23 protein-coding genes and 2 pseudogenes are annotated in these 24,623 nt (G+C 49.2%); 12 read left to right on the top strand and 13 right to left on the bottom strand.

Translation table 11 applies throughout. The features are described 5' to 3' along the window. The first annotated feature begins 409 nt into the window (after window positions 1-409). The 3 genes from ACRQ84_RS23250 to ACRQ84_RS23240 all read left to right on the top strand — a co-directional run bounded on the left by ACRQ84_RS23250 (window position 410) and on the right by ACRQ84_RS23240 (window position 3,131). Window positions 410-898 (top strand): CinA family protein, encoded by a 489-nt coding sequence (locus tag ACRQ84_RS23250; RefSeq protein ID WP_483818548.1) that lies wholly within the window; start codon window positions 410-412, stop codon window positions 896-898. An 839-nt stretch (window positions 899-1,737) separates the two neighbouring features. Further along, on the top strand, window positions 1,738-1,953 hold the full coding sequence (locus ACRQ84_RS23245) for a hypothetical protein (RefSeq protein WP_483818547.1): 216 nt from the start codon (window positions 1,738-1,740) through the stop codon (window positions 1,951-1,953). Between the two features lie 911 nt (window positions 1,954-2,864). Continuing rightward, window positions 2,865-3,131, top strand: a complete 267-nt coding sequence (locus ACRQ84_RS23240; RefSeq protein ID WP_483818546.1) for a hypothetical protein — start codon at window positions 2,865-2,867, stop codon at window positions 3,129-3,131. A 486-nt stretch (window positions 3,132-3,617) separates the two neighbouring features. Here the strand turns inward: ACRQ84_RS23240 and ACRQ84_RS23235 are convergent, their stop codons facing one another. The 7 genes from ACRQ84_RS23235 to ACRQ84_RS23205 all read right to left on the bottom strand — a co-directional run bounded on the left by ACRQ84_RS23235 (window position 3,618) and on the right by ACRQ84_RS23205 (window position 9,052). Continuing rightward, window positions 3,618-3,836 carry a hypothetical protein gene (locus tag ACRQ84_RS23235; RefSeq protein ID WP_483818545.1) on the bottom strand — a complete coding sequence of 73 codons (219 nt, stop codon included), beginning with the start codon at window positions 3,834-3,836 and terminating at the stop codon, window positions 3,618-3,620. Between the two features lie 37 nt (window positions 3,837-3,873). Next, on the bottom strand, window positions 3,874-4,791 hold the full coding sequence (locus tag ACRQ84_RS23230) for a manganese catalase family protein (protein ID WP_483818544.1): 918 nt from the start codon (window positions 4,789-4,791) through the stop codon (window positions 3,874-3,876). 71 nt (window positions 4,792-4,862) lie between these two features. Further along, window positions 4,863-5,369 (bottom strand): ferritin-like domain-containing protein, encoded by a 507-nt coding sequence (locus ACRQ84_RS23225; protein WP_400459584.1) that lies wholly within the window; start codon window positions 5,367-5,369, stop codon window positions 4,863-4,865. 164 nt (window positions 5,370-5,533) lie between these two features. Continuing rightward, entirely contained in the window at window positions 5,534-6,007 is a 474-nt protein-coding gene (locus ACRQ84_RS23220; RefSeq protein WP_483818543.1) for a YciE/YciF ferroxidase family protein, read from the bottom strand. A gap of 269 nt (window positions 6,008-6,276) precedes the next feature. Further along, on the bottom strand, window positions 6,277-6,441 hold the full coding sequence (locus tag ACRQ84_RS23215; protein ID WP_323275964.1) for a con-10 family general stress protein: 165 nt from the start codon (window positions 6,439-6,441) through the stop codon (window positions 6,277-6,279). A 343-nt stretch (window positions 6,442-6,784) separates the two neighbouring features. Beyond that, entirely contained in the window at window positions 6,785-7,978 is a 1,194-nt protein-coding gene (locus ACRQ84_RS23210) for a zinc-dependent alcohol dehydrogenase (RefSeq protein WP_483818542.1), read from the bottom strand. Between the two features lie 165 nt (window positions 7,979-8,143). Further along, window positions 8,144-9,052 carry an SDR family oxidoreductase gene (locus ACRQ84_RS23205; protein ID WP_483818541.1) on the bottom strand — a complete coding sequence of 303 codons (909 nt, stop codon included), beginning with the start codon at window positions 9,050-9,052 and terminating at the stop codon, window positions 8,144-8,146. Between the two features lie 767 nt (window positions 9,053-9,819). On the opposite strand from ACRQ84_RS23205, the gene ACRQ84_RS23200 reads away from it, so the two are divergent. The 4 genes from ACRQ84_RS23200 (at window position 9,820) to ACRQ84_RS23185 (ending at window position 11,792) form a co-directional block, all read left to right on the top strand. Further along, on the top strand, window positions 9,820-10,323 hold the full coding sequence (locus ACRQ84_RS23200; RefSeq protein ID WP_483818540.1) for a hypothetical protein: 504 nt from the start codon (window positions 9,820-9,822) through the stop codon (window positions 10,321-10,323). Between the two features lie 12 nt (window positions 10,324-10,335). Next, window positions 10,336-10,785 (top strand): DUF421 domain-containing protein, encoded by a 450-nt coding sequence (locus ACRQ84_RS23195; RefSeq protein WP_483818539.1) that lies wholly within the window; start codon window positions 10,336-10,338, stop codon window positions 10,783-10,785. A 143-nt stretch (window positions 10,786-10,928) separates the two neighbouring features. Then, entirely contained in the window at window positions 10,929-11,147 is a 219-nt protein-coding gene (locus ACRQ84_RS23190) for a hypothetical protein (RefSeq protein ID WP_483818538.1), read from the top strand. A gap of 462 nt (window positions 11,148-11,609) precedes the next feature. Further along, a complete protein-coding gene (locus tag ACRQ84_RS23185) occupies window positions 11,610-11,792 on the top strand; it encodes a con-10 family general stress protein (RefSeq protein ID WP_483818537.1) in 183 nt (60 codons plus the stop codon). A 445-nt stretch (window positions 11,793-12,237) separates the two neighbouring features. Here the strand turns inward: ACRQ84_RS23185 and ACRQ84_RS23180 are convergent, their stop codons facing one another. Next, on the bottom strand, window positions 12,238-12,432 hold the full coding sequence (locus ACRQ84_RS23180; RefSeq protein WP_483818536.1) for a hypothetical protein: 195 nt from the start codon (window positions 12,430-12,432) through the stop codon (window positions 12,238-12,240). Window positions 12,433-12,874: 442 nt separating this feature from the next. On the opposite strand from ACRQ84_RS23180, the gene ACRQ84_RS23175 reads away from it, so the two are divergent. Continuing rightward, entirely contained in the window at window positions 12,875-13,744 is an 870-nt protein-coding gene (locus tag ACRQ84_RS23175) for a tyrosine-type recombinase/integrase (RefSeq protein WP_483818535.1), read from the top strand. A 1,014-nt stretch (window positions 13,745-14,758) separates the two neighbouring features. Here the strand turns inward: ACRQ84_RS23175 and ACRQ84_RS23170 are convergent. Together ACRQ84_RS23170 and gapS1 are read right to left on the bottom strand one after the other, a co-directional pair. Next, window positions 14,759-15,481 (bottom strand): replication initiation protein, encoded by a 723-nt coding sequence (locus tag ACRQ84_RS23170; RefSeq protein WP_285088965.1) that lies wholly within the window; start codon window positions 15,479-15,481, stop codon window positions 14,759-14,761. Window positions 15,482-16,044: 563 nt separating this feature from the next. After that, entirely contained in the window at window positions 16,045-17,637 is a 1,593-nt protein-coding gene (gene gapS1, locus ACRQ84_RS23165; RefSeq protein ID WP_483818534.1) for a GapS1 family protein, read from the bottom strand. Between the two features lie 844 nt (window positions 17,638-18,481). Here gapS1 and ACRQ84_RS23160 point away from each other — a divergent pair. Both ACRQ84_RS23160 and ACRQ84_RS23155 read left to right on the top strand, forming a co-directional pair. Further along, window positions 18,482-19,102 (top strand): AAA family ATPase, encoded by a 621-nt coding sequence (locus ACRQ84_RS23160; RefSeq protein WP_436333356.1) that lies wholly within the window; start codon window positions 18,482-18,484, stop codon window positions 19,100-19,102. 32 nt (window positions 19,103-19,134) lie between these two features. Then, a complete protein-coding gene (locus ACRQ84_RS23155; RefSeq protein WP_436333357.1) occupies window positions 19,135-19,371 on the top strand; it encodes a plasmid partition protein ParG in 237 nt (78 codons plus the stop codon). A 647-nt stretch (window positions 19,372-20,018) separates the two neighbouring features. On the opposite strand, the pseudogene umuC reads toward ACRQ84_RS23155, so the two are convergent. The 3 genes and pseudogenes from umuC to ACRQ84_RS23140 all read right to left on the bottom strand — a co-directional run bounded on the left by umuC (window position 20,019) and on the right by ACRQ84_RS23140 (window position 22,766). Continuing rightward, window positions 20,019-21,292, bottom strand: a pseudogene (umuC, locus tag ACRQ84_RS23150) (translesion error-prone DNA polymerase V subunit UmuC). 8 nt (window positions 21,293-21,300) lie between these two features. Beyond that, window positions 21,301-21,751, bottom strand: a pseudogene (umuD, locus tag ACRQ84_RS23145) (translesion error-prone DNA polymerase V autoproteolytic subunit). Between the two features lie 412 nt (window positions 21,752-22,163). Then, window positions 22,164-22,766 (bottom strand): helix-turn-helix domain-containing protein, encoded by a 603-nt coding sequence (locus ACRQ84_RS23140; protein WP_483818533.1) that lies wholly within the window; start codon window positions 22,764-22,766, stop codon window positions 22,164-22,166. Between the two features lie 43 nt (window positions 22,767-22,809). Between ACRQ84_RS23140 and ACRQ84_RS23135 the strand changes: the two genes are divergently transcribed. Continuing rightward, a complete protein-coding gene (locus ACRQ84_RS23135) occupies window positions 22,810-23,496 on the top strand; it encodes a B3/B4 domain-containing protein (protein ID WP_483818664.1) in 687 nt (228 codons plus the stop codon). A 28-nt stretch (window positions 23,497-23,524) separates the two neighbouring features. Further along, window positions 23,525-24,406 carry a dihydrodipicolinate synthase family protein gene (locus tag ACRQ84_RS23130; RefSeq protein ID WP_483818663.1) on the top strand — a complete coding sequence of 294 codons (882 nt, stop codon included), beginning with the start codon at window positions 23,525-23,527 and terminating at the stop codon, window positions 24,404-24,406. Window positions 24,407-24,623: the final 217 nt, after the last annotated feature.

The following is a 24,623-nucleotide window of genomic DNA, read 5'->3' as shown; positions in this document are numbered from 1 at the left end:
TATGCCATAGACATGGGTTTAAAATTCAGAAGAAACTTCGTCTGCGTTCTCACGTTCTTTGTCAACAAGTGCATGTCTCCACTTAGGCGCGTTTGGAGGTGCAACTGATGTATCTCTGTATCGGTTTGATGGCTGAGGTGGGTTTTAGTGAATATTCCGGCAAACTCTGGGTAAACAAGGTTGATTGTGAACCATTGCAACACAACGAAGCAAAGGCTGTAATGAAGAGGTGACCATTTGCTAATGAAAGCAGATACACTTAATGAAATGCATAATTTTTAGGCGGCACCAGGACTAAATCGGGAGGAGGTAAAATATCTCCTGGGTGGTACGACATGCCTGCAGTAATCGTAAACTTCGCGCTTTTCTAGATATAATTTAAGCATCATTATTATTCAGGACTCACGCTATGAATAACCAACTAAAGATTGCCGCCGAAAAATTAGGTACAACGCTGAAAACTAAAAGGCTGACTATTACTACAGCAGAATCTTGTACGTCCGGATGGGTTGGCGCAGCGCTGGCCGCTGTGAAAGACAGCAGCGCTTTTTATAGCAGTGGATTCATAACTTATACCGACCAGGCAAAACACCGGGTTCTTGCTGTTACGGAAGAAACCCTACGGCATCATTCAGCCGTTAGCGAAGCTGCGGTTAAAGAGATGGCCTGCGGAGCTAAGCGTCTGTCAGGTGACGATATCGGAATTGCCGTGAGCGGTTATGCCGGTCCAGCAGGTGGCGCTGATGGAACACCCGCGGGAACAGTCTGGTTTGCCTGGTGCCTTAAGGATGACAGCGTTCTGACATCCCGACAAATGTTCTCAGGTAATAGTGAAGAAGTGGTCATAAAGGCAACGTTATTCAGTATCAATGAACTACAGGGTTTACTGAACTCTTGAAAACGGGTAACTCTGCAGCTCTGAATCAGGATAAATTTCATTTTTAGCATGAAAATACATGCAGTTAAGAACATTCGCTCTCTTAAAAATCCCTTTGAAGGAATAGTGAGGAGCGTCTTTCGCCGTAGCAAGATTTTTTGGAATTTTTTTAAAAAAAATCCCGCCGGAGCGGGAGCCATATAAATGACAACACAGGGAAGCACTTTTGAGCTGGATTTTTTGCAGCTTTGCTTATCTCTGTCAGCTCTTTAAAGAGATTAGCAATACTTAACGCCCCTGCATTAAAGTCTTGATATAATATCACTGAATTGACTCTAATTAAGATTATTCTGAGCCCACTTTAAGCGAAGCAAATTTTATCCTTTCGTTCTAACTCTTGAGCGTGAATTTTAAACCTGTATTGCCAGTACATTTCAATCGGCAGGGAGCTGAGCGAACAACCGCTTTGTGAAAGTCTGCTTTTACCCTGTAATGCTTAGTCTGGTGAAAAAGCGGAACGGAATATTTAAATAATACGTTAATTAATTCCTAAAAGTTGCGTCGCGGCTCATTTACAACTTGGCCCATCTATGTAAAATACATGGTCATAATTTAACACTTCTTAAAATTTAGTTTTGACAGTAAGCAACCGGCTTATGGCTATATAATCATCGATCAAGGCAAATTATTCGCGTTATGATACAAACGCAATACTTCACCAGATAAGATAATTAACAGCTTAAACCGAAACGACATGATGAAACGGCTGTCGGCAGATAACACTTTTTTGGTTATAGGAGTTTCGGTAATCCCCACAACGTTATAAACATCAGTTTTCAAGACAGGCATGAACGAACAGTATGAACACAGATCAGAAAGCACGTAATAAATTAATTGAGCTTGCTATTGGTAAGGCGGTAAGTGACTTAATTGAAAGAGGCCTTCCGGTGAGCCATGAAAATATTCTCTATGAACTTGAGAGGGTGAAATCCAGATCTCGCGATCTCTCCACAAAGTCTGTCTTGCAGGAAGCGGCACAACGCCTCCGAGTTGGACACCAATCAAAACCAACATGAAGTAAGAAGGTTAGTGGCTTTAGCAGAAAGTGACGCACCGGTTATTCACACATACTTCGGGACAGTCCCAGAGCAGAAGTGCCGGGAGGAGAATGAGTGACAGATATAACCGGTTTTTTTGCTCACTGGCCTGCCAATAAGCCTATCTCTGACAAAACATACTAAAAATAAAATGATATAAGTGGTTTAGCCTGAATGATATTAACCCATTGTTTAAAAAGCACTTTATTTATTATGACGCCATATCGGAAGGTATAATGAAATATTGGCATGCTTAGAACCAATCTATGCATGCTAAACCATTAGCTCATGTCTCTCGTTGAGGAAGAACCGCTCTCACCCGGCCTGAACCACCGCTATAAAACTGATTATCCACAAAAAGCATGGGTGATACTGCTTCCCGGAGAAATTCATGACGCACCCATAGGACTGGCGACCGGCATTGAGATTTTCAGAACCCGCCATACCATCTTCATACTGATTGATCGCCTGCGGTGGGTTAACATCTTTTTTGAGGCCGATGTGTTTTTTCGATCGCATTCAGGGCTATCAGAAAAATCTGCCTCTAAGCTGTGTCTCACCACCTTACTAACGTTAGATCTAACAGGATGCTGCTCTCATGATAAACTTGCCAATTGAATGCAACTTTTGTATAACTCCTGTTTACTATGCATCATGCCCTTTCAAAATTAATTTTAAAAATTATGCTTTCAGCTTTCATTTTTTCTTAATTTTTTAATGAGGTAACCAATCAAATTAAATGTCATTGAAGCTATACTTTTTGCTGCCGCTATATTTTTTCTGCTGATGGCTTGGCTTGCAGACAGGTATTTATAAAATTCATTTTTGCGCGGCTCTTTTTTATTAACACGTTAATAATAATGAATTTTTATACAACAGGGTATGTAGAAATGTTTAAACCAGTTAGCCAAAGCCTGATTGATCATCTGATTGGTGAAGCCACGCTTATCCTTATTAGCGAAAAAAACGGTCTAAGCCTGCCAAACCTCCTTAATGAACTTCACCAGATGGCGACCGTTGAGAAATGTGATACACGTAAAGCCGCTTTCAGTTGTGCAATCAATGATCTGAGCAGGTTTATTATTCCGTTAGCAGCCAGCAAAACTGTCTCCAAGCGTTTTGAACCTGTACACCAGACTGAAAAAATTATTCACTAACGTGCTGATCCCAGACTGCATGTAAAATGCCATTTCATCAACCAGACTCAGCTGCATTTACGAACCGTTATGTAGCGGATAAGCTAGTGCCAGGCTACTGCCTTTTCTGGCAAGAAGGACAATGCACATAGCCCCGAATGATCTTTACCCATACTTATCTTTAAAGCTTCAGTGATTAGGAGATAATGACGAGTATAAACATTCCAGCAGCCGGCATAGTGAAAAAAATATCCCCTATACGGTTAATTGACCGGATAATTTGCTGCCGATAAGCATTCTAACGTGATTAGCCATACTCGCTCATAACCACAGGAAATGTGTGCTTGCCTTTATAAGTGCTCGCTGTCTAAGACTGTTTGCAAAAAAAAACCTCCGGCGAGGGAGGCTGAAACTGAGCTTCAGTAAGTTTACTCATCCAATCTTCAGATAATCATACAGGCACTTTTCCGGCATCCCTTACATGATCTTTGCGCCTTAGCCAACGTTTCATCCGCGAAAATATCCTGTACAGATGTTACGAAGCGTGGCGACATGACGGGCAAAATCTTCCTGTACCTCCCTGCACAATGTATTAACTGAGGCACCTCCATCTTCATTAATGATGACGCGTTCCCCCTCTTCGTACAGATCATCAATATCACTTCGTGAAAGACCGGAAAGGAGCTTTTCAGGACTGCTAAAAAAATACCTGATGGAATTTAACATTCATTATCCTTTATCAGTCATGTAGGAGAACACACTTCTATTTTTTAGGCGGCTTTTTTACAGGACGCTGAGATGCGGCTTCATTTTCAATCGGCGGGACGGCTCCTAAATCGGTTCCCGTTACTGGATTTACCTGCCGATCGGAAGCCGTTCGTGCCGCCAGCGCTTCAACTGCTGCCTGTTGCCCTGCGGGCAGTTTGACGCTTGCTGTTCCGTCGCCGCCATCTACCGCGGGTGATGGATCGGCTACATAGGTGAAGTTTTCGTCAGAGTTCCAGCTTCCCCTGAACTCACCGCCTTCGGACATGTTGTAATAGACGCTGGCATATTTTTCAATCGGCGGGAGTTTCCCTGGCGGGAAGTTATTCTGAATGGAGTAAAGCGCCTTTTCGAAGGAAATCTGATGCGCGACTTCCCGGGTCATCAGAAATCCCAGCGCGTCCTTCACCCCGGGATCGTCGGTCATATTGATGAGGCGTTCATACAGAATTTTGGCGCGCGCCTCTGCTGCAATGTTGGAACGTAGGTCGGCCGTGACTTCACCAATGGTATCGACGTAGGCGGCGGTCCAGGGAACGCCGGCAGAATTCGTTAAGGCGGGGCCACCACCATAGAGCAGAGAGGTCAGATGACTGTCATTACCGTTGCCGGTAATGGTTCTGTACAAATCGCCCTCTTTTTCCGTGCCTTCAGCGAGGTCACCTTTTGCACCCTTATTGAGCATACCTACCAGCGAACCGATGATCTCCAGATGACTCAGTTCTTCCGTGGCTATATCCATCAGCATGTCCTTGCGTCCAGGATCTTCATCGCTCAGCCCCTGAGTAAAGTAGCGGCATGCCGCGGCCAGTTCGCCCTGAGGGCCGCCAAACTGCTCAAGTAATAAATTAGCGAGCCCCGGGTTAGGCCCCGCAACGCGTACCGTGTACTGCAGTTGTTTTACATGTCTGAACATTGCTCACTCCTGTTAACCGGTATGTTACGGACGAAAAAATGCCCGCCTTGAGCGGGCAGAAGAACACAGGATTATTTTTTTGCTTCCACACCGGGCGTGGCAGAGCGGATCATAAATTGCTCCGTCACGTCAGGCAGGTGCTGCAGGCACCATTCGGCCATGGCAATCTCCTGCTCGCGGATTTGAGTAAAGATGCGTACGCCCTCGGCATCACCAACAAGTTTTGCGGCAGCAATGAGCGACGTATAGCTACCGATTTCAAGGTTCTCAAAAACGTAGCCGCTGATGGCGCCTTTTACTACTTCATCATCAGCCATCATGCCGCCCATAGCCTGTCCCATAGCCGACAGTTTACCCATCGCATCCTTAAGGGTAGAGCTAGATGTGTCATAGCGTTCAATAACAGACTGGACGAGGGCCTGCTGTTCACGCGTTTCTTCAATATGCTGATCGATACGCGCCTTTAAGTCTGGATAATGCTCAAGCCGGCCGGACATTTTTTCAAGCATGCTTTCCGCCTGCTTTTCCATCGCATGGGCATCTTTCACCCAGGCCAGATAGTTCTCTTCATTCGTCATGGAATACCTCTCAGGTTAACTATGTCCCCCGTTCAAAACTGACACCGGGTTCAGGGCCTGGGACCTGATTATTTACCGTAGCCCTTCTCGTATGCGCTTCGAGCGTTTGTTGTCATTGCTACAAGCGTGAAAGCGCGAAATGCGGAAATGCTGGCGCTGACGGACTATTGCTGGTCCGCAATGATGGTCAGCTTTTCGTCAGTCGCTTTTTCTTCCTTAAGCGTTTCTGCCAGCAGGCGCGCCGCTTCCTTATATCCAAGCTTGGTGGCCAGTGCATGCAGCGTCCCGTAGGTGGCAATTTCATAGTGCTCAACCTTCTGAGCGGCACCTATCAGCCCGGCATCCCGTACGGGTCCCGCCTCAACCGAATCGATTATTTCCTGCGCTTCTTCTGCAAGGCCCTCTAAGGCATGACACTTCATGCGTTTTATCTTCACGCCTTCAGTACTCTCAACCAGCTGATCGATTCGCTCAATCTGTCCGCGGGTTTCTTCAAGGTGCTGCTCAAACGCCGCAATCAGCTTTTCATCCGAGGCAGCTCTGGCCATTTTCGGCAGAGCACGGGTGATTTGCTTTTCAGCACTGTAGATATCTGACAGATCATGAATAAATAAATCTTCCAGCGTTTTAATCGTCATAATGTTCTCCGTAGATGTAGGGGCATCATGTTTGAATATTATTTAGCATCAAGGTAAATCTTAGATTACTATTTGAAATGCGGAAGATAAAAAGGGAAAAAATAATTGATTAGGAATAATCTTAAGTGGTGGGAAATACAATTCCTGTAAATTGCAGGCAAGATGAAAAAGTGTTTCAGTAAATATTTTAAGCCTGCCTCACCATCCAGTGAGGCAGGCTCTTGTTTAGCAGCCAAGGGCCACTGTGCAGCATTCCCTTGCGTTACCGCCTAGCTGCGGTGGCTGTTCTGTCCACCTTTCTTACCGGCTTCAGAAGCCTTTTCACGGTCGTTCTGGAAGTTACCGCCACGGTGCTGTCCGCCTTTTTTACCGGCTTCAGAAGCTTTTTCACGGTCTTCGGCAAAGTTGCCGGAATTGCCACGATGCTGAGTCATAATAATATCCTCTTCGTGTTAGAATTTAACACCAGCCTGAATACACCATCTTTTTCAGATAGCAGCCCGGTGCGCGTTCTGTAGAGTAAATATTAGCAACCAATACAGGAGGTGCAAATAATTTTTCGAAAAATCAGAGGTGGTTAATCATCAAATTTCTCACGCTTCGTTAATTTATGATTAATGATTTAAAATGGTTTCATTTATACCAATAATAACATTCTGATTCGCGGAGATTAATTAAGTAGGCTCCTGACATAGACATCGTCAAACTTAACCTGGGGAGCAGAATAAGAGGGTAAGTCCCCGCTAAACCTGCAGCGGGGAGACGTTCCTGTTCAATTCATAGCGTTGCGCTGGCGGCAGGCATTCCCGGCACGAGTATCACTTTCCGGCATTCTTCCTGCCTTTTCTCAAATATCTCATACCCACGGGCGGCATCCTCAAGTGGAAGGTGATGAGTAACGATCTCCTCAGGCTTAAGATGTCCCTGTTCAATCAGGGCAAGAAGATCCGGCAGGTAAGCATGCACGTGCGTTTGCCCCATCTTAAAGGTTAATCCCTTATCAAAGGCGTCGCCAAACAGAAAGCCATGAATGAATCCTGCATAGACGCCAGGCACGCTTACCGTTCCGCCCCGGCGCACCGCGGCAATACACTGACGCAGCGCTTTGCCACTGCTCCCTTCAATTTTCAGGTTAGTGAGGATGGTTTCAGTCATGCTTCCCTTCGCTTCAAAGCCCACCGCATCGATAACGGCATCCACGCCACGGTTACCGCGGGTATTTTCGATTATCCACGCCGCAGGATCGTCCACTTTGTCAAAGTTGACGGGAATAACGCCGTAACGATCCCGGGCAAAAGCCAGCCGGTAATCGTTGTGATCAATCATAAATATCTGTTCAGCGCCCTCGAGGCGTGCGCAGGCTGCGCTTAAAAGCCCCACTGGGCCTGCACCAAAGATGGCAACGCTTGAACCTTTATTCACCTCTGCATTTTTAACCGCTTGCCAGGCCGTTGGCAGGATATCCGAAAGGAAGAGAACTTTTTCATCTGACAGCGTGTCCGGCACCTTAAAAGGACCTGTATTCGCTTTGGGCACGCGTACATATTCCGCCTGCCCTCCAGGGATCCCACCATAGAGATCGCTGTAGCCAAACAGCGCTGCCGGCGGGGTAATATTCTTGCGATTGAGGGCCGCGCCTTTTCCGCTGTTGGTGTTCTCGCAGGCTGCATACTGGCTGAGGTGGCAAAAAAAACAGTCGCCGCAAGCGATCACAAACGGTATAACCACGCGGTCCCCCTTGCTGACAGACGTCACCGCCGTCCCGGCTTCGACAACCTCCCCCATAAATTCGTGGCCGAAAATATCGCCATGATGGGTTCCCGGAATTTTACCCCGATAGAGATGAAGATCGGAGCCGCAGATTGCGGTAGCGGTTACGCGAAGAATAATATCATCTGAAGCCTGGATCTCTGGATCAGGCATGGTGTCTACGCTGACTTTATGGGGGCCATGGTAAGTAAGGGCTTTCATATTTTTGCAGTCCTTCCTGAGGTATCCCTGCTGGCCCCGGGCTGTGAGCGGAGGGTATACCGCTGAAGCCTGAGGCATGGCTGCCTGGATACACGCCGTTATCGATGGAATGCTCAGGCAGCCTAACTGAGCCGCCCGAGAACCCGTGGATAAAATTTAAAACCATTACAACGTTCCTGTCCCACCGTCGCTACACCAGACCTGACCGGAGGTATAACTGCTTTCGGGGGAGGCCAGCGTCACGTAAAGAGGGGCAATTTCGGCTGGCTGACCCGGGCGGACCAGCGGGGAAGAGGCGCCAAATTTTTCAATTTTTTCCTGTGGCTGTCCGCCACAGCACTGCAGGACAGTCCAGTATGGGCCCGGCGCGACGGCGTTGACCCTTATCCCTTTCTGGCCAAGCTGTTTAGCAAGTGATTTGGTAAAGGCGACGATAGCCGCCTTGGTCTGGGAATAATCCAGGAGAATATCGCTGGGCTTGAAGGCCTGAACGGAAGAGGTGTTAATTATCGATGCGCCACGGGGGAGATATTCAAGCGACGCTTTGGTGATCCAGAACATGGCGTAGACGTTCGTTTTGAACGTGGCGTCAAAATCCTCGGTGCTGAGATCGGTTATCGACCCGCAAAACTGCTGACGCCCAGCGTTATTGACGAGGATGTCAAGTCCACCCAGCGCGCCGGCAGCCTGACTGACCAGCAGCTGACAGAAAGACTCTTCGCGGATGTCGCCTGGGATCGCGACAACTTTACCGTTCTCTGCCCGGATCAGTTCAACCACTTCCTGAGCATCTTCTTCTTCCGCAGGAAGATAGTTGATGGCAACGTCAGCACCTTCGCGTGAAAACGCAATGGCAACTGCGCGTCCGATACCGGAGTCCCCGCCCGTGATGAGCGCCTTTCTTCCTGCAAGACGTCCGCTTCCCCTGTAGGATGCTTCGCCGTGATCGGGACGCGGATTCATTTTACCCGCCAGACCGGGAAAAGGCTGTTTCTGATGTGCGAAAGGCGGAACCGGATAAGCGTCAGCAGGAGAATGTGTATCTGAAGCGGGAATGCCGTTTGCCTTACTCATTGAAATACTCCTTTGCTCTGAATACAGATAATTAAAGCATAGGTATATATTCCGACTTATGACAAACGACCGGTATATATTGAGACTTGGTCACCAGCAGCGCGCTAGAATAAGCGAAGCCAGAAAGATAAAAAAATGAAGCCTAGCGGGTAAATAATACTGAAATAATATTATTAATGGACGACCCGATTATCTAGGTTAAACGTTGCAGTCACAGCCCTCCGCCCTTGCATCTTTCTGCAGTAATAAACCAGTCAATTTCAGCGGCAAGTGATTTAAGATATAAGGACGTTTTCTGCAATTATCCAGCCTACGCATGAGTGCAGATGCTACTGAAGTTCTGAACATAGGTTTCCCTTAAGGTGCATATGCAGAGAAACCAGCAAAGCCCATGCGAAAGTGGCGAGCTCCGGCCCCGGGCTCTTCTGACGTGTCTGTCCGATCAAACTTTCGTGTCCTGTTTTAGCCCTGGTATACGTTCAGATTAATTTATAACTTCTTGTTTAAAAAAAACATAGAGACACACAGCATTTATTCAGATCGTTTTTAAAGATAGTGAAGATATGTCCGGATTATCACTTTCTGTAAGCCGCTCTACAATTTAAGAGGACGAAAGAAGTAGAAAATATTCCGGTTCTTACGCCCATGATATCGTTAGGAAAATTATCCCCTGAGTCATGCCTTGAAGACGTTATCAGGCAGCTTATCCTACCAGGTTTTTAAGTGCCTTATACTTCTGCCAGAAGTTAACTAAAGGGATAGCCACGATGAATCAGAATAAAGAAGCCGATAGACCGGAGCGCGTTCATGAAGATCAACGGTGGATAAATTTTGAAGACAGGTTGAAAAGATGGGGAACGGGTTTCCTCATCATTTTTGTTCTTTCAGGGATGGCCGGCGTTTTCTCAAAAGGCTATTTCAGCGAGGGTCGCGCCGGGGATGGTACCACACAGGTTATCTATGAGCGCTTCGGCAGAGTGCTCAGCGGTATGGATATGAAGATAACGTATTTGTCGTCCGGCACAGAAATGTCCCGCATCTCACTCGGGGGGGATTTTATGGAAAATTATGAGGTGCTGACGCTACACCCTCAGCCCTTTCGTGCATTCAGTGATGGGAGAAAGCTCATCCTGGAATATCATCTGTTAATTCCCGCACGGCAACAGACGATTTGGCTGGGTTTGCAACCCCGCAAAGCTGGCGTAGGACGAACTTTCGTCACTGTAGACGGAAATAAGCCCTTATCTTTCTTTCAGCTTGTCTACCCATGACAGGAGCTTGAAATGGAAACGGTACTTCGTGCGGCAGGGATCTACCTCGTTCTTTTAGTGGTATTCCGGATTGCGGGCCGGAGAGCGCTACTCCAGATGACATCATTTGATCTCATTCTTCTACTAATAATAAGTGAAGCGACTCAGCAGGCCTTACTGGGAGATGATTTTTCAGTCACTGGCGCCGCGCTTACAATCATCACACTTATCGTTCTGGATATTATTTTTGGCTTCATCAAGAAAAGAACACGCTGGGCTGATTATATGCTGGATGGCTCTGCGGTGATCCTGGTCGAATATGGCATGCCGATGGAAGACAAAATGAAAAAAACCGGGATCACACTGGATGACATCATGGTGTCGGCGCGAACAAGCCAGGGGATTGATGACCTGTCCAGGATAAAATTCGCCATCCTGGAAAAAAATGGCCATATTTCAGTCATTAGCAGTGATACTAATTAATAGTCATCAGCGTAAAATATTGTGAGGGCAACAACAGGGAGATTTCTTTCAAATACCTCTCCCGCTTGCGCTTGCCTTATAAGCCTATATTACTAGTCTTACAAGAAAGATTTGGTACCGGTTTGATAACGAAAGGTGAATTGATGAATGATGAAAATTTCTGGATCAGAGAGCACTCTGCTGACAACCCGCCGGTGAAAGACATCAAGAGCATTAACGGCCCGCCTCTTGATAATCGAAATAAGACAGTAGCGGAAGTTTGGGGCCTTTTCAGAAAACTGGAAGCTGAACCAGACCATCAGAAAAGAGTCAATATCCGTCTTAAAATCTGGAATATGGTTGAAAATGGAGCCGGTAATTGACCCGATTTAAACCAACGACTGGGGACTCTGCAAATCAATCTCTTCAATGTGTTATTTAACTTTTTATAGCGGTCGAGCTCTATAGTAAAAGGAGAAATCTCCGTTGTAACGAATTTCACCCGCCCTGCGCGGGTATTTTTTTTCCTAGATGCAGTCTGAGACTTGATTTGAAAAACTACTGCCTTAGCGGTAGCAAAGCGGTATGCGAATAACATGCAGACTTAAATCAAGCCTGACGAGTAACTACTGTAACAAACGAGAGATCCAGAACAGTAATGACGCTTAAATATGCCTCGAAGCCTAATTCGGGATATGGAATCACGCTTATGTTGATGCATTTAACTTAGGAATAGTCCTAAAAAGTATTAAGCGAAGCGTCATTGCCTTGTTCTTTATTTTCCGGTTCAGTGTCTGATAGCTATTATTTTTATGCACTCAATACAAATCCATTAGGAGAGTATTATGACGACTTACAGAGGTGGTGCAGGTAATTTCGCTTCAGACCGTGAACGAGCATCCGAAGCTGGCCGTAAAGGTGGAAAGCTAAGCGGGGGAAATTTCAGATTTGATCCAGAACGCGCCCGCGAAGCCGGACGAAAGGGTGGTCAGATTAGCCGGCGGGCAAAAAATGAGATTCAGGAATGAGATAGCACTGCCGTCATGCCTGTTAAACGGCGCGTATTACAAAAGGGCCACATTTCGCGGCCCCTCAGGACGTCCTGTCACCATGGCTGCCGCCGCAGCAGATCCATTCAATCCCATCCGCAGGCGGCTGACATGTGGTTTGCATCGATTCCGAGCTGCACAAAGAAGGCCCCGGAAGTACGACTCCAGCAATAAATGACGCCCCGTCCGTGGCGAAAAGCGCAACCAGCTGGGCGGAGATGACGGTGCCCATGATTACCCAATTATACCATGCCATGTTCGTCTCAAGCGCCCCAGGGAACTGGCGGATCCCGGTGAGCTTCCAGATAGCCGCCAAAAGATTGAACACCGCGGTCGCAGTGGCCTGTTTCCCCTGCGCGCTGCTAACCGCCTGCAGTAGCTCCTGCAGCCCGTTAAGCTGGGTTTCCGTGATTTCACCTGCGATTTATGCCGCCGCCTCCTCCAGCACTTTTCCCTGAACGCCGGCGTACTGAAGCCCGACCGAGATGACGTCACAGATAACGGTAATTTCCATCTGCGTGCATTCACTGACGCCGACGCCCTGCACCGCGACTGTACCGCCGGCGGCAGGTGAAGCGAGCCATTCGACGTCATAACGCCCGTGAACCATGTCGTACATGTCACGGACTGCTTTATCCCGGTCAATTACCTCACCCGCGGGTGGCGGATTATCCTGAATTAACCGATCAAGCTAGGGCTGAACGTTTGTCCGTCCCGCCTGACGTGGCCTGATTTTGTCACGTTGTCCCCTGGAGCTCACTGTTTTACCTTTATCTCACACTGACCAGGTGCCCAGCGCAGAGTGCCTGGTACGCCCCCTGCCCCGCCCTTTCTGCGCTCTTTCCTTCTGCATTAGCGGGTTACACGCCGATCGGGGCCCAAGAGGCGCGCGGGCACCCCGCTGTTTAATTCGCGCCGTCCAGGTTATTCTCCCTGTACGGGAAAAAAGCCGGAAAACCGATCCAAAGAGGATTCGCAGAGGATCGATTTATTCCCGTGGTTTTCACTGGACAGGCAGGGGAAAATACGCTCCACACCGCCAGACAATGGAGACTGAAAGTTTGGGCACTTTACCCCGCGAACTGACGCAGATTTCACGCAGCGACGCCGCCGGTCACTTTTCAGGCGATGCAGGCGCCGCGCGCTACTTTGACTACGAAAGCGCCGTGGCGCTGCGCAACCTCGCCGCCGCGTACGGCACCGACATGCCCCGCTACCTGCTGGCGCCCGAGGTGGCCGTGCTGCTGTCAAAGGTGACCGATCTCCGCAAACGGCTGTTCATCGACGCGCTGTGGAACACCGGCGGGCGGCTCAACGAGATCCTCCCGCTGACGCGCGGCGACTTCGCGCTCGACGATCCGCTCACCGGCGCCCCCCTATCATCTCCGTTCGTGGTGCTGCGCACGCTGAAGCAGCGCAGGCTGGAAGAGGCGGCGAAAAGCCGCAGCCGCCGGCGCGGCCGCCCGACGAAGGAGGAGCAGCAGGCGGAGCGCGACGCGGAGAAAGAAATTCAGGAGAACCCGCCGCGCGCGGTGCCGCTCACCGATCCGGGGTTCGTGCAGCGCCTGAGGGAGTGGTTTGCGACGGCGCAGCTGCCGGGCACCAGCCGGCTGTGGGACATCAGCAGCGAGGACACGGCGCGCAGCTGGATAAGCAAGGCCGTGGCGGCGGCAGCGCGGGACGGCGTCACCTTCTCCATCCGCCCGGTGACGCCAAAGACGTTCAGGGACTCGTTTGCGATGCACCTCGTGCAGCACCAGGTGCCGCAGAAGGTGATCCAGACGCTGATGGGCCACAGGGACGCCAAGTCGACGGAGTGGTACACGCGGGTGTTCGCGCTGGACGTGACCCGCCAGCTCGGCGTGCGGTTCTCCATGGATCCGGGCGAGGCCTCCCGGCTTCTTCTGCCCGCGCTTCGCAATCCTGGCTGATCGCCGCCGGCGCGTTCCCCGTAACGCCGTATGGCTCTTCACGGCCTCTGTCCCTGAGAAAAGAAAAATCGTTCCCTCAGGCTGAGGTACTTTGCGCAGAATGATCACTCCAGGGGGCCGGCATTCCTGTCTGCCCGTTTTTTTTATTTTTAAAGGACGAGATGATGAACCATTCTGAACTCCGGTCGGCTATTCTGGCACGCTGCCGGGAAAAGCTCGGCACGCGATACGCGAATAAAATCTGTTCCGTAAGCTGGTTTCCGGACGCGTGGCCACCTGAGGACGTCATGGCGGTACTCGAGGCGATGCGGCGCAACGGCATCATCTCCTGCACCCGGGAGAGCAGCCAGGTCGTGGATGGCTTTCTGATTAACCTGCAGTGGGCCCGGTCACCTGCCATAAGGATACCGCGCGGGGGGACGCAGTGAATTCGGGCTAGCGGTTCTTACTCTGCAGCGCCGGAGAGAAGGTGCTGCCCTGCCGGCCCCGCGCTTAACTTTTCAATAACGTTGCCGGCCGCGCTGCACATCACGGCGCGGCGCATAGAAGACGCGGTGAAATCAGGTTGCCGGCAGGATGTTCTGGCGCCCCGTATGGGAAACAGGTCATGTTTCAGTGAGGGTGTTATGGGAAAGACATCATGTTGCCGGCGATCAGCCGTGACCTCAAACCCCGCCCGGTCAGCATGTGGGAAAGACATCACGTTTGTTCCGGAGCGTGCTGTGTGGGTAGCTGACTGTGGGAAATACATCAACTTTGCCGCGCTGCAGGCGCGAAGACGCGGATCCGCGCTTTTACGGGGCTGCCGGTGTGGGAAACAGGTCAGGTTTACGCGAGCGTGCGCGGAAAATCCCGTCCGGCGTCAGCAAACTGTGGGAAAAAGGTCATGTTTTCAGAGGGGAGCGTCAGGCCCGTATGGGAAACGCATCAAGTTCAGAGCAGCGTTATTGTGGGAAATGCATCAACTTCAGAGCCGTATGGGAAAAAGGTCAACTTTTGCGATGCCGCAGCCCGTCAGCTGATGGCCAGCGGCTTATCCATCACGCTGAACAGCAGCCGGCCGTCGTCCTGGGTGCGGTAGCTGACCCGTAACGGCGTCTTCTCGTTGATTTTTTTGATAGCCGGCTCAAGGAAGGTTCGCTTCATCTCCGCTTTATTCGACCGCTGCGAGTCCGGGAGCATAAACCGCTCACAGAGCCACTCATGATCCGTTACCCACGTGCCGGTGCTGCGGAACTGGCACAGGCTCTCATAAAGGCGGATGACCTTCACGCTGTTAAGCTGGCCACAGTCATAGAGGGAATACGTGGTGAACTGAGAGGACAGGCCCACCAGGAAAGGCATCACCTTGTAGTTAAACTCGATCTGCCATGAGCCCCTGCCACGCTTCATGCCCGCCTCAGAAAGCCACGGACGCGTAACCTGCTCAAACTCTCCGTCCCTTGGATAAAACGTCACGGTGGACTCACCCAGCGCCTTCACGCCGGCCTTTACATCCCGGCTGGCCACCGCGGTAGCCACGTTAAAATACTTTACGTAGTCGGAGACGCTTACGCTGAAGAGGGGCAATACATCAGACTCAAGATCTTCGGAAGCCTCGCTGAAATAGGCCTGCATCAGGCACAGCCACAGTACGCGCTTTGCCTGAAGAGGAAGGTAATAGGCTGCTTCCGTAAGCTCATTGGATTGCTTGATGCTTACCTTTTTTTTAAAACTTTTCAGCGAGATAGTGCTCATCCAAAGCCTTTGTGGGTAAAAAAATAATTACCCATATTCGCATCAGGAGAGAAAATTGCAACACCTGATCCCGCACTTATCAACATGTGCATAAACAGATTTGAAACTTGATGTCTTTCCCACAGCGTGTTGATGCATTTCCCATCTGAAGATGCCTCCGATCCCACGTTAAGTTGCGGCGCCCCCCATTCGGAGTTGTGCAGGATCCCATTAAGGATCCGGTTCAGGCCGCGCACACCAAGGGCTGGCCGCGCGCTAAAAAGCCTAAAAAGCCTAAAATACTGAAAAGTCATTTAAAATTTAGCCCTGTGGACAGTGTGCATAACCCCTTCCTGGGGTAAGCACCGGGCGTAAGCAGAAAATGCAGATGCGGGTGACGTTACGCTTCCTCGGTCATTCGCGAGCGGGCTCGGTCATGACCTGCGGCGAGCGTTGAGAGATATGCAGTAAATCCCCAAATAGCAGTACTTTATTATGTACCAGTTTGGACAGTCATCTATCTGTCTTACCGTGATTACACCGGTTTCGGCAGAAGCAGAGCCAAACTTTCATTGACTCATAAGTCAGTCCTTTCGGAGAAGCTCCTGTTTGATCTGCATAAACGTTTCAACTTTTCCGTCCCAGATCGCTGCTGACTGTCGCATGCAGTCAGCAAAGCCGGAAAGCAGCGTACTATGTGCGCTCTCCTCCTCACCCCGTCGGGCATAATCATGCGGGAGCATACCTGTGAGGTGCATATAAAAATTCATTTTTTGCGTCAGGGGGACGCTGTCTGCCTCGGCGCAGCGGTCAATGATCTCAGTAAGGGTCAGGTTGTGGATGCGGCATACATCAGTCAATGTTTCAAACTCGTCTACCGTAAGATAATAAATACGCTCCTCAGGCACCGGAAGGTACCCGATATCACTCCGTAGATTATCAAAAACGTCAGGCTGAATATTCGCCGCGATAAATCTGCCGGTGGAAATAAAGTGATCCTGATGTACCACTATGATAGCGGAGTCCTTAATACTTGCGGGTCGACCTTCAATTCCGTTGATAATGGCTGCACATTTCTCTGCCTTCTGCAGTCCCTCAACAAGATTACTTTTGATTTTGTTCTGTAGCGGAAGAACGCTGGCCGATTCCCTTAGATGCCGGTGCGGGCTGACCGCCTTTGAGTCAATGTAAACATAGGCATCACCTTCCTTAATGAGATAATCCACCACCTTCCCGGTCATGCCGAAACGTTTGTACAGACCCAGAAGTTCTTTCTCATTGATCAGGTTACTGTAATTTTTGCGCAGATGATCCTCGAGGTAACGTTCAACCACTTTTCCGAATTTCTGACCGTAAGTATCTGGCAGTTGTTCGCATAGGAGGTCAGGAACCAAGGTACTGAGCCCGGCGGCGAGCAAGTGCTTAGAAAACATAATGAGGGTGTCGCCTGACAGGTACAGGGGTTTGCGTATGAATGGAGTTCGTTCATAGTATTCCTCTGCTGTCCGTGTGTCCCGGCGGTGCTGCAGGCAAAATTCTCCTACCTCATCCGGACGCAGCGAAACGAGCTGGAGAAATGCTTTCAATTCTTGCACTCCGAAGAGCGGAACCATCCACACAATAAGTCGGTCAACCGAAATGGTCCCGGACTCCTGTTGCTCATTGAGGTGGACATAAAGCGTCAGGAAAAACGCCATTCGGTAGTAGCTGTCAAGGTTGAATCCAGTAAGACGGCGAAAGTTTTCTCTAAAATAGGGCGTATCGCTGCCGCAGAACCAGCCGTGTTGGCGGGAAAGCGACATTATGAATAGACGCACGTCAGTTTGGTAAAATGTCTGGCTGATGACCATACGTCGCATTTCAAGGAGAATTCCATCTTTTCTTTCGAGATCGGCCGCTTCATCCTGCAGTTGGTAGATTCGGCTAATAATTGCATCAAAATCTGTTCTGCTCATTTCGGCTGCCGCTTCCTTTGGAACGGCGCTGAACTTCCACTTCAGCGCCAGAAAGCAGCACCAAGGAAAATTCATCACGAGCCTTTTATCTGACTTCCTGTACTGCTGAAAGTGGGCGTAAAGGCAATTCATAAACGAGCTATTCGTGTAAGATCGCATCTTCTTTATGATGGCGTCTGCTCGCTCAGGGTAGCGGTTACGCGTTTTGATTAGAGGAAGCACATATTCTCCTTGTTTAATAAACTGGCCCTGCGGGACCTCATCCGTAATTTAGTTATAAGCAAGCCCTAAAGTCTCAATCCATTCTGCCTGTTACGACTTAGTACCAATGAGGTAATATCTCGTCCAACTTCACTGAAGTAATATTGCAGATGCCGCCCCTTCTTAACTCCGGCCATGTTATCGTTGGCAATCGACGGGCTTCACGAAAGGCGTCTACGTTGGCGCGGGACTTCGCCTCATCCCTAAAACAGAACAGAACTAGGTGAAAAGCTTTAGAAGCGACAAATGTCGCCTGCAGTTCAGTTGTGCTCGCGAAATTGTCGAACAGTTCTCCAATTCTTGGATTAAAGAGGTGTCGTAAGAGGCAAGGTTCAGTTAATTGCCTAATGCCAGTTCAAGCAGTCTCGACTATGTTGCAGGAATAACAGAATTCGATTTTTTTCTTCAGCTGAACCTGACTTTCCCCCCCCCACCCTCTGTTACAACAGTGCTGATCTTGTTTTTCATTCAGTATGTTTACCAACACTACTAAGACTTAAACAAACAAAATTTATACATCTAAACTCATCATGTCTAACTCTTGAAATTAGCACCCCTGCAGATTCAAACGCACAGAAGCGAAGCTGCATTAATTCAAATTAATCCTCTACTTCGCCCCTCATTCCTTCAAATTTTTCTGATTTGTGCCCTCATTTATCTCAAATTAGGTAAAACCGTAAGTTATGTAATGTGTGTATACTCAAATGAGTAAATGCTTAAATGAGTATTTGATGCTTTACACTTTTATCCACTTATGGTGTACTCACATACACTTTCACTCATATGAGTAAATGAGGTTTTGAGTATGAAGATCGTCTCGTTTTTGAATCCTAAAGGCGGCTCTGGTAAAACCACTGCGACCATTAATGTCAGCTCCTGTTTGGCCAACGGCGGCAAAAAAGTTGCAGTAGTTGATACCGATCCGCAAATGAGTCTGACTAACTGGAACAGCGCTGGAAAAGCCGCCTTTGATGTTTTTACTGCGTCATCAGAGAAGGATGTCTATCAGGTTCGCAAGGAACTCGCTGAATACGATTATGTAATTATCGACGGAGCAGGGTCGCTTTCTGTGATCACTTCAGCAGCGGTCATGGTCAGCGATTTGATTATAATTCCTGTCACGCCGAGCCCGCTCGATTTTTCTGCGGCTGGTTCTGTGGTCACCGTTCTTGAAGCTCAGGCGTACAATCGCCCTGTTGAGGCGCGATTCTTGATCACCCGCAAAATTGAACAGGCAACCATGTTAGGCGTTCTTAAAGAGAGTATTAGCCAGACAGGAATTAAATCTCTTAAAACCGCGATTACTCAGCGCCAGAGTTACGTCAGGTCCGTCCTTGAAGGCGGAAGCGTATTTGATACCTCGGATAAAGCCGCTCAGGGGGAAATTCAGATCCTTACAAAAGAAATTATATCCCTATTTGAGTAATTACTCATATACTCAAATAAAAGGAGACTAATATGGCACTTGAGAAAAAGCACTCGTCACCAACGATGACATTTGGTACGCACAGAGATATCGGTAAAATTGTTCAGTCCCAAGCCGCCCCTCCCGCTTCGGGTAAACAAAAGCGTGTGAACGTGAATTTCGATGAAGATAAACACGCACGTTTTAAGGCAGCCTGCGCCAAGAGAGGCACTAGTATTACAGATGTTCTCAGCAGTCTTGTTGACGACTGGTTGAAAGATAATGAGTAAATACTCATTTTAGTATCTTTAATCCGGTCTCTCTTTAGATGTGCTTTTCGGCTAAACATGCGACGGTATTAAGCACTTGTTCAAGTACTCATTTGAGGTTAATTGTAAATACTCAAATGAGTACTTGAGTGTTTTGCTTTTATTCAAATTTTCAATAGCCCTGCTGACCTAGGAAACTTCTATCCTGCGCACTCAACATTAGAATTCGGGAAGGATACTCAAATACTCAAATACGGAAAAGTGTATTTAAGTTCAACTGCAAATTTGTGTATCGCCCACAAGCTCTATGCGTTTAGAAACAGTAATTAGTAATTACTCATTTAAGTGATTCGAGTGGTCCTCACTCGACTTCACAGCTTCTGGGTGAATCGACGACTCGAGTAGCACAAGTATCGTGTATGAGGATGAAAGCAATTCAACCTACCTATGAAATTCTAGTACATAAATGATTGCAGATGAGTAAATACACATTTGAGTGATTGAGTGATTGAGTGATTGAGGTTTACGGTGCAGGTTACTTTTAACTATGCATTTAAACATCTGAATACTTACTCATTTGAGCTTTTACTCATGCGCTCAAATGAGTTTTTCTTAAGTTACCGATTAATAGCGGGGGAGGGGAATCCAACTGAGTGTTTCTTCACAAGTCAGTAAACCTTCGCTACAGGGATATCTTTCCAGTTTGTAGTCCAGGCAGGAGAAAGCAGCTCTCGTTTCATGTTCCATTCATTATTCACACCCTGACGCGCAAACCACAGATTCCCCAGCCCGGACTGGTTAATACCGTCCAGCACCTTCATCAGCTGCGCACTGTTTTTTTTGGCTGATCCTCGTCGAACAGATTCAGCTGACTGACGCCATGCGGCGTGAAGTCATCAAGCATAATGCCTGCCGTCATATAACGTCGACCTTCCAGCCAGATGAGGTCCAGCGATCGCATGGCCACCTCAATGACGTCACGCGTATCCTGCGTCGGACGGGAGAGCTTCTCGCCGGCGCTGTTGCCGTAGAACACCTCATCCTTAGCGTGCGGTGAAGTGCGGATAAAGACGCCAACGTGCCGGCAGAACTGGCGCTCTTTTCTGAGTTTCTCCGCTGCGCGCGTGGCGTACTGGCAGAGTGCTTCCTGCATGGCCACTTTTGTGGTGATGCGTTCGCCAAAAGAGCGACTGGAGACAATCTGCTGTTTCGCCGGCGGCAGCTCCTCAAGCGGAATGCATGATTCGCCGTTGAGCTCGCGTACGGTTCGCTCAAGCACAACGCCGAAATTTTTGCGGATCATGGCAGGGTGCGCTCGCGCCAGCTGCAGAGCGTTTTCGATACCCATCAGGTTCAGGCGCTTGCCGATGCGACGTCCCACGCCCCAGATTTCCTCGACGGGCTGATTCAGGAGAAGGGTTTCGGTTCGTTCAGGATTGCCGGGCGTCAGCGCCAGCACGCCGCGGAACTGCTTCCATTCCTTGCTGGCCCACTGGGCACTTTTCGCCAGCGTTTTCGTCGGCCCCATGCCAACGCCCACGGTCAGGCCCGTTGTGGCTAGTACGTGCGCTCGCAGACGCCGGCCAAAGTGCTCAAAGTTTTCGCAGCCATCGATGCCGGTTAAATCGAGGAACATTTCATCAATTGAGTACTGCTCAACTTTAGGTGTCATCTCCTCAAGTGCTGTCATCACGCGCTGCGACATACTGTGGTACAGCGCGTAATTCGAACTGAAAACATGTACGCGTTCTGGATAGTCCTGGGTTTTTATCTGGAACCACGGCGCGCCCATTTTGATGCCGAGCATTTTGGCGCCGGCACTGCGTGCGATGACGCAACCATCGTTGTTGCTGAGCACGACTACCGGTTTTCCGCGAAGATCTGGGCGGAAGAGTGCCTCACAGCTCGCATAAAACGAGTTCACATCGGCCAGACCGAACATAGGCATAGCTACCTCCGGCGCGCACGCGTGCTGTTGAAAAACCAGGTGACTACGCCAAGCAGCTGGAGCTCTTCCGGATAAATGACGGGGTAAGCAGGATTCATAGGTAGTAGCGCAAGGCACGGCTGCAGCTGCAGGCGCTTGACCGTGAACTCGCCGTCTACTTCAGCAATGACGATGTCGTGGTGCGCGGCCTCTTCTGCACGGTCTACCACCATGACGTCGCCATCAAACAGGCCGAGATCCTGCATACTATTGCCGCTGGCGCGTACGAAGAACGTCGATGCGCGCCGGCGGATGCAAAGCTCGTTGAGATCGAGCTCTTTTTCGACATAATCCTGCGCGGGGGAGGGGGAAGCCTGCCGCGCAGGGCTCAGCATAGAGCGGTACGCGAACGCGAGGTGCGAAAATAGGTGGCCAGAGTAGAGTCAGGTCCCGAGAGCAGGTAGCCGGTTTCATTTTGCAGCTCCCTGCAGATACTCTGGCCATAATTCGGGTGCCGTCTGTACGTTACGCATAAAAATCCTCCTTAAACTGATACTGTTTTTATATACAGTATTATTGAGGCGGATTTTTCTGGCAAGTCCCCTTAGATGAAACTCTATCGTACAGGCGCTCATCTGCCTGAAAGGCGACCAGTTTTATTTTCCTGAGACGTCGGCTGTGATTTCCTGAAGCATCTGCAGCAGGAGCTCTTTGCTGAATGCCTTATTACGACATTTCAAAGTGCTAGCCAACACAGCAATTTTGGAAGTAGAACACCTCCAGGCACCCAACGTCCGCTAAGTGCCAGAAGCGGACATTGCAAATGCGCGGTATGAGCACATTGACTTGCTTATCAGGATGTTTCCGGGCGCAAAACTAAAGACCCTTATGAAGCTTTTTCATTAACCGTCATAATAAAGTTCAAAGTGTGTTTACCCTGGTTTTCGTAGAAATGCGGAACATCAGTTTTAGCTGTAACGGAGAACCCTGCATTTACCTGAAATACGCTCTCTTTCACGCCCAAAGTCAGTGTTCCTGACTGTATATGCAACAGCTCCAGCGTGCCTGATGAATGCCCCGCTGATTCATACTTCTCACCCGGAAGCATTTCCCATAGCCAAAGCTCAATCATATCAGGCCCTCCTGAGCCAGCAAGAAGCCTGGCGCTCCCACCTTTTTCACCTTTCCAGAGTTCAGGAATATCTGTATCAGCAATGATATGCACATCAGGTTTGGTGCTCACATCAACAAAATCAGCTACTGACACACCCATGGTTGTCGCAAGCTTGCATAACAATGCAATGCTGGGATTAGCCTTACACCCTTCGATCTCGACCAACATGCCCTTACTGACGTTTGCGCGTTGGGATAACGCATCGAGAGACATGTTCCTATTTTTACGGAACTGCTTAATCCGCAGGGCAACAGCTTCATTAACTGTATTGACATCTGCACTGGAGAAGGTCACTAAATTGACTTTTTTAGTCATTGGTCGATATTATGCAATAAAATGGTCATTACAGGATTATCCCGTGTTAATAGTCTCTCCGTCAATTTCTCCTGAAATATATGAAATATGTCCCGACTTTAGGGCACTCAGTATCTCTGTACAGGCAGCGCCAGTGGTGAACCCTCACGTTGCCGAAACGGCATTGAAAACCGCCTGTGAAACGGTACTGTCAGGTGATCCCGATTGGGCCGAGTCGCATCTGGCCGCATGGGCCGATGTATTTCAGAAATTTGGGGCCAAACCAAAACGTACTCCCTGTTCTGCTGATGCGCTGCGTAAGCGCGTACTGCGCGATGGTGCCATGCCAGCACTTGATCCCATAGTTGATCTGTATAACGCCGTCAGCCTGCGGTATGCCGTGCCAGTGGGTGGAGAAAATATCGCTGCCTATAAGGGTACACCTCGCCTGATTGTGGCTAAAGGCACTGAACCTTTCGACACGGTAAAAGAAGGGGACCAAGCGGTGGAATATCCTTCATCCGGCGAAGTCGTTTGGTGTGATGATGTCGGTGTCACCTGTCGCCGCTGGAACTGGCGGCAGGGGATCAGAACTCGCTTAAGCGTCGAAGCTGAACACATGTGGTTTATTCTTGAAAGTCTGCCTCAAATGCCACTGGAGCAGCTGCATGAAGCTGGCAAAATGTTGACCGATGGCCTTGAACAAATGATGCCCGGCATGCAGTTTAAAACAACCCTCATCGGCGAATAACCCTTTAATTTTATTCTGGAGAACCTGCATGTTCACCGGTTTGTCTGCTTTTCCTTTAACGCCTGTCACTGCCAGCGGTATTGATGAACACGGGTTCAGCAAGATTCTGGCTCGTTTAACGGCAGCCCGTGTCGATTCATTAGGTGTTCTGGGGTCAACCGGCAGCTATGCCTATCTGAGCCGGGAACAGCGTAAACGTATCGCAACGCTGGCAGTAGAGCTTGCCGGAGATATTCCGGTGATGGTTTGCGTGGGAGCATTCAGCACCGATGCCGTTTTGCAGCTTGCTGAAGATGCACAGTGTGCAGGCGCTGAGGCGCTGCTGCTTCCGGCGGTGAGTTATCAGTCGCTGCGAGATGAAGAGGTTTATGCGCTTTTTGAAACGGTTACCAAACATGTTTCAGTACCGGTTTGTGTTTATGACAACCCAGGCACTACGCATTTCACCTTTACAGATGAATTGCACGGGCAATTGTCGTCACTGAATGTTAAAATTCCGGGAGTACCTGATACCCGTATTGCTGCTGCTGAACGAGTTAATGCACTACGGCAACATCTTCGTCCAGGCGTAACTATTGGCATTAGCGGTGACGCTTGTGCCGGGCTGGGCTTAAACGCTGGCTGCGAAGTTTGGTATTCCGTTTGCGGTGGCTTGTTCCCGGAAACAGCGAAACGCATTACCCAGGCTGCAGCAGCTAACGATAATGAACGTGTTACTGCCTTAACGACTAAGCTCAATCCTTTATGGGCGTTGTTCCGTCAACATGGTGGAAGTATCCGCGTTATTGCAGCTGCTGCAGGCGTACTTGGACTCACCGATGCGGACTGCCTGCCTCGTCCTCTGTTGCCACTATCGGCAGGCGATATTGCAGATGTTGCACGGGTGATTGCTGAGCTAGATCTTAAATAACGCACCGCAGGGTCGGCAATCTGCCGACCTCCGATATTTATTCGCCTCCCCAGAGGCAAGTATGTGTCAGCATCAAAAGCGAGGACTGGTTATAAACCTGTGCTCCCCCGTTGATTAACACAAAATGCAGTTAGCAATGTCCGCTGCTCGCTCATAGAAGACCTTCGTCCTGCTCGTCAAGTACCATGAGTAAATTATGCGAACGTATTGATACATT

This window comes from Pantoea sp. E2023-21 (genome assembly GCF_051302795.1).
Taxonomy (GTDB): Bacteria; Pseudomonadota; Gammaproteobacteria; order Enterobacterales; family Enterobacteriaceae; genus Pantoea; species Pantoea ludwigii_A.
This window is presented reverse-complemented; position numbering and strand designations above follow the sequence as displayed.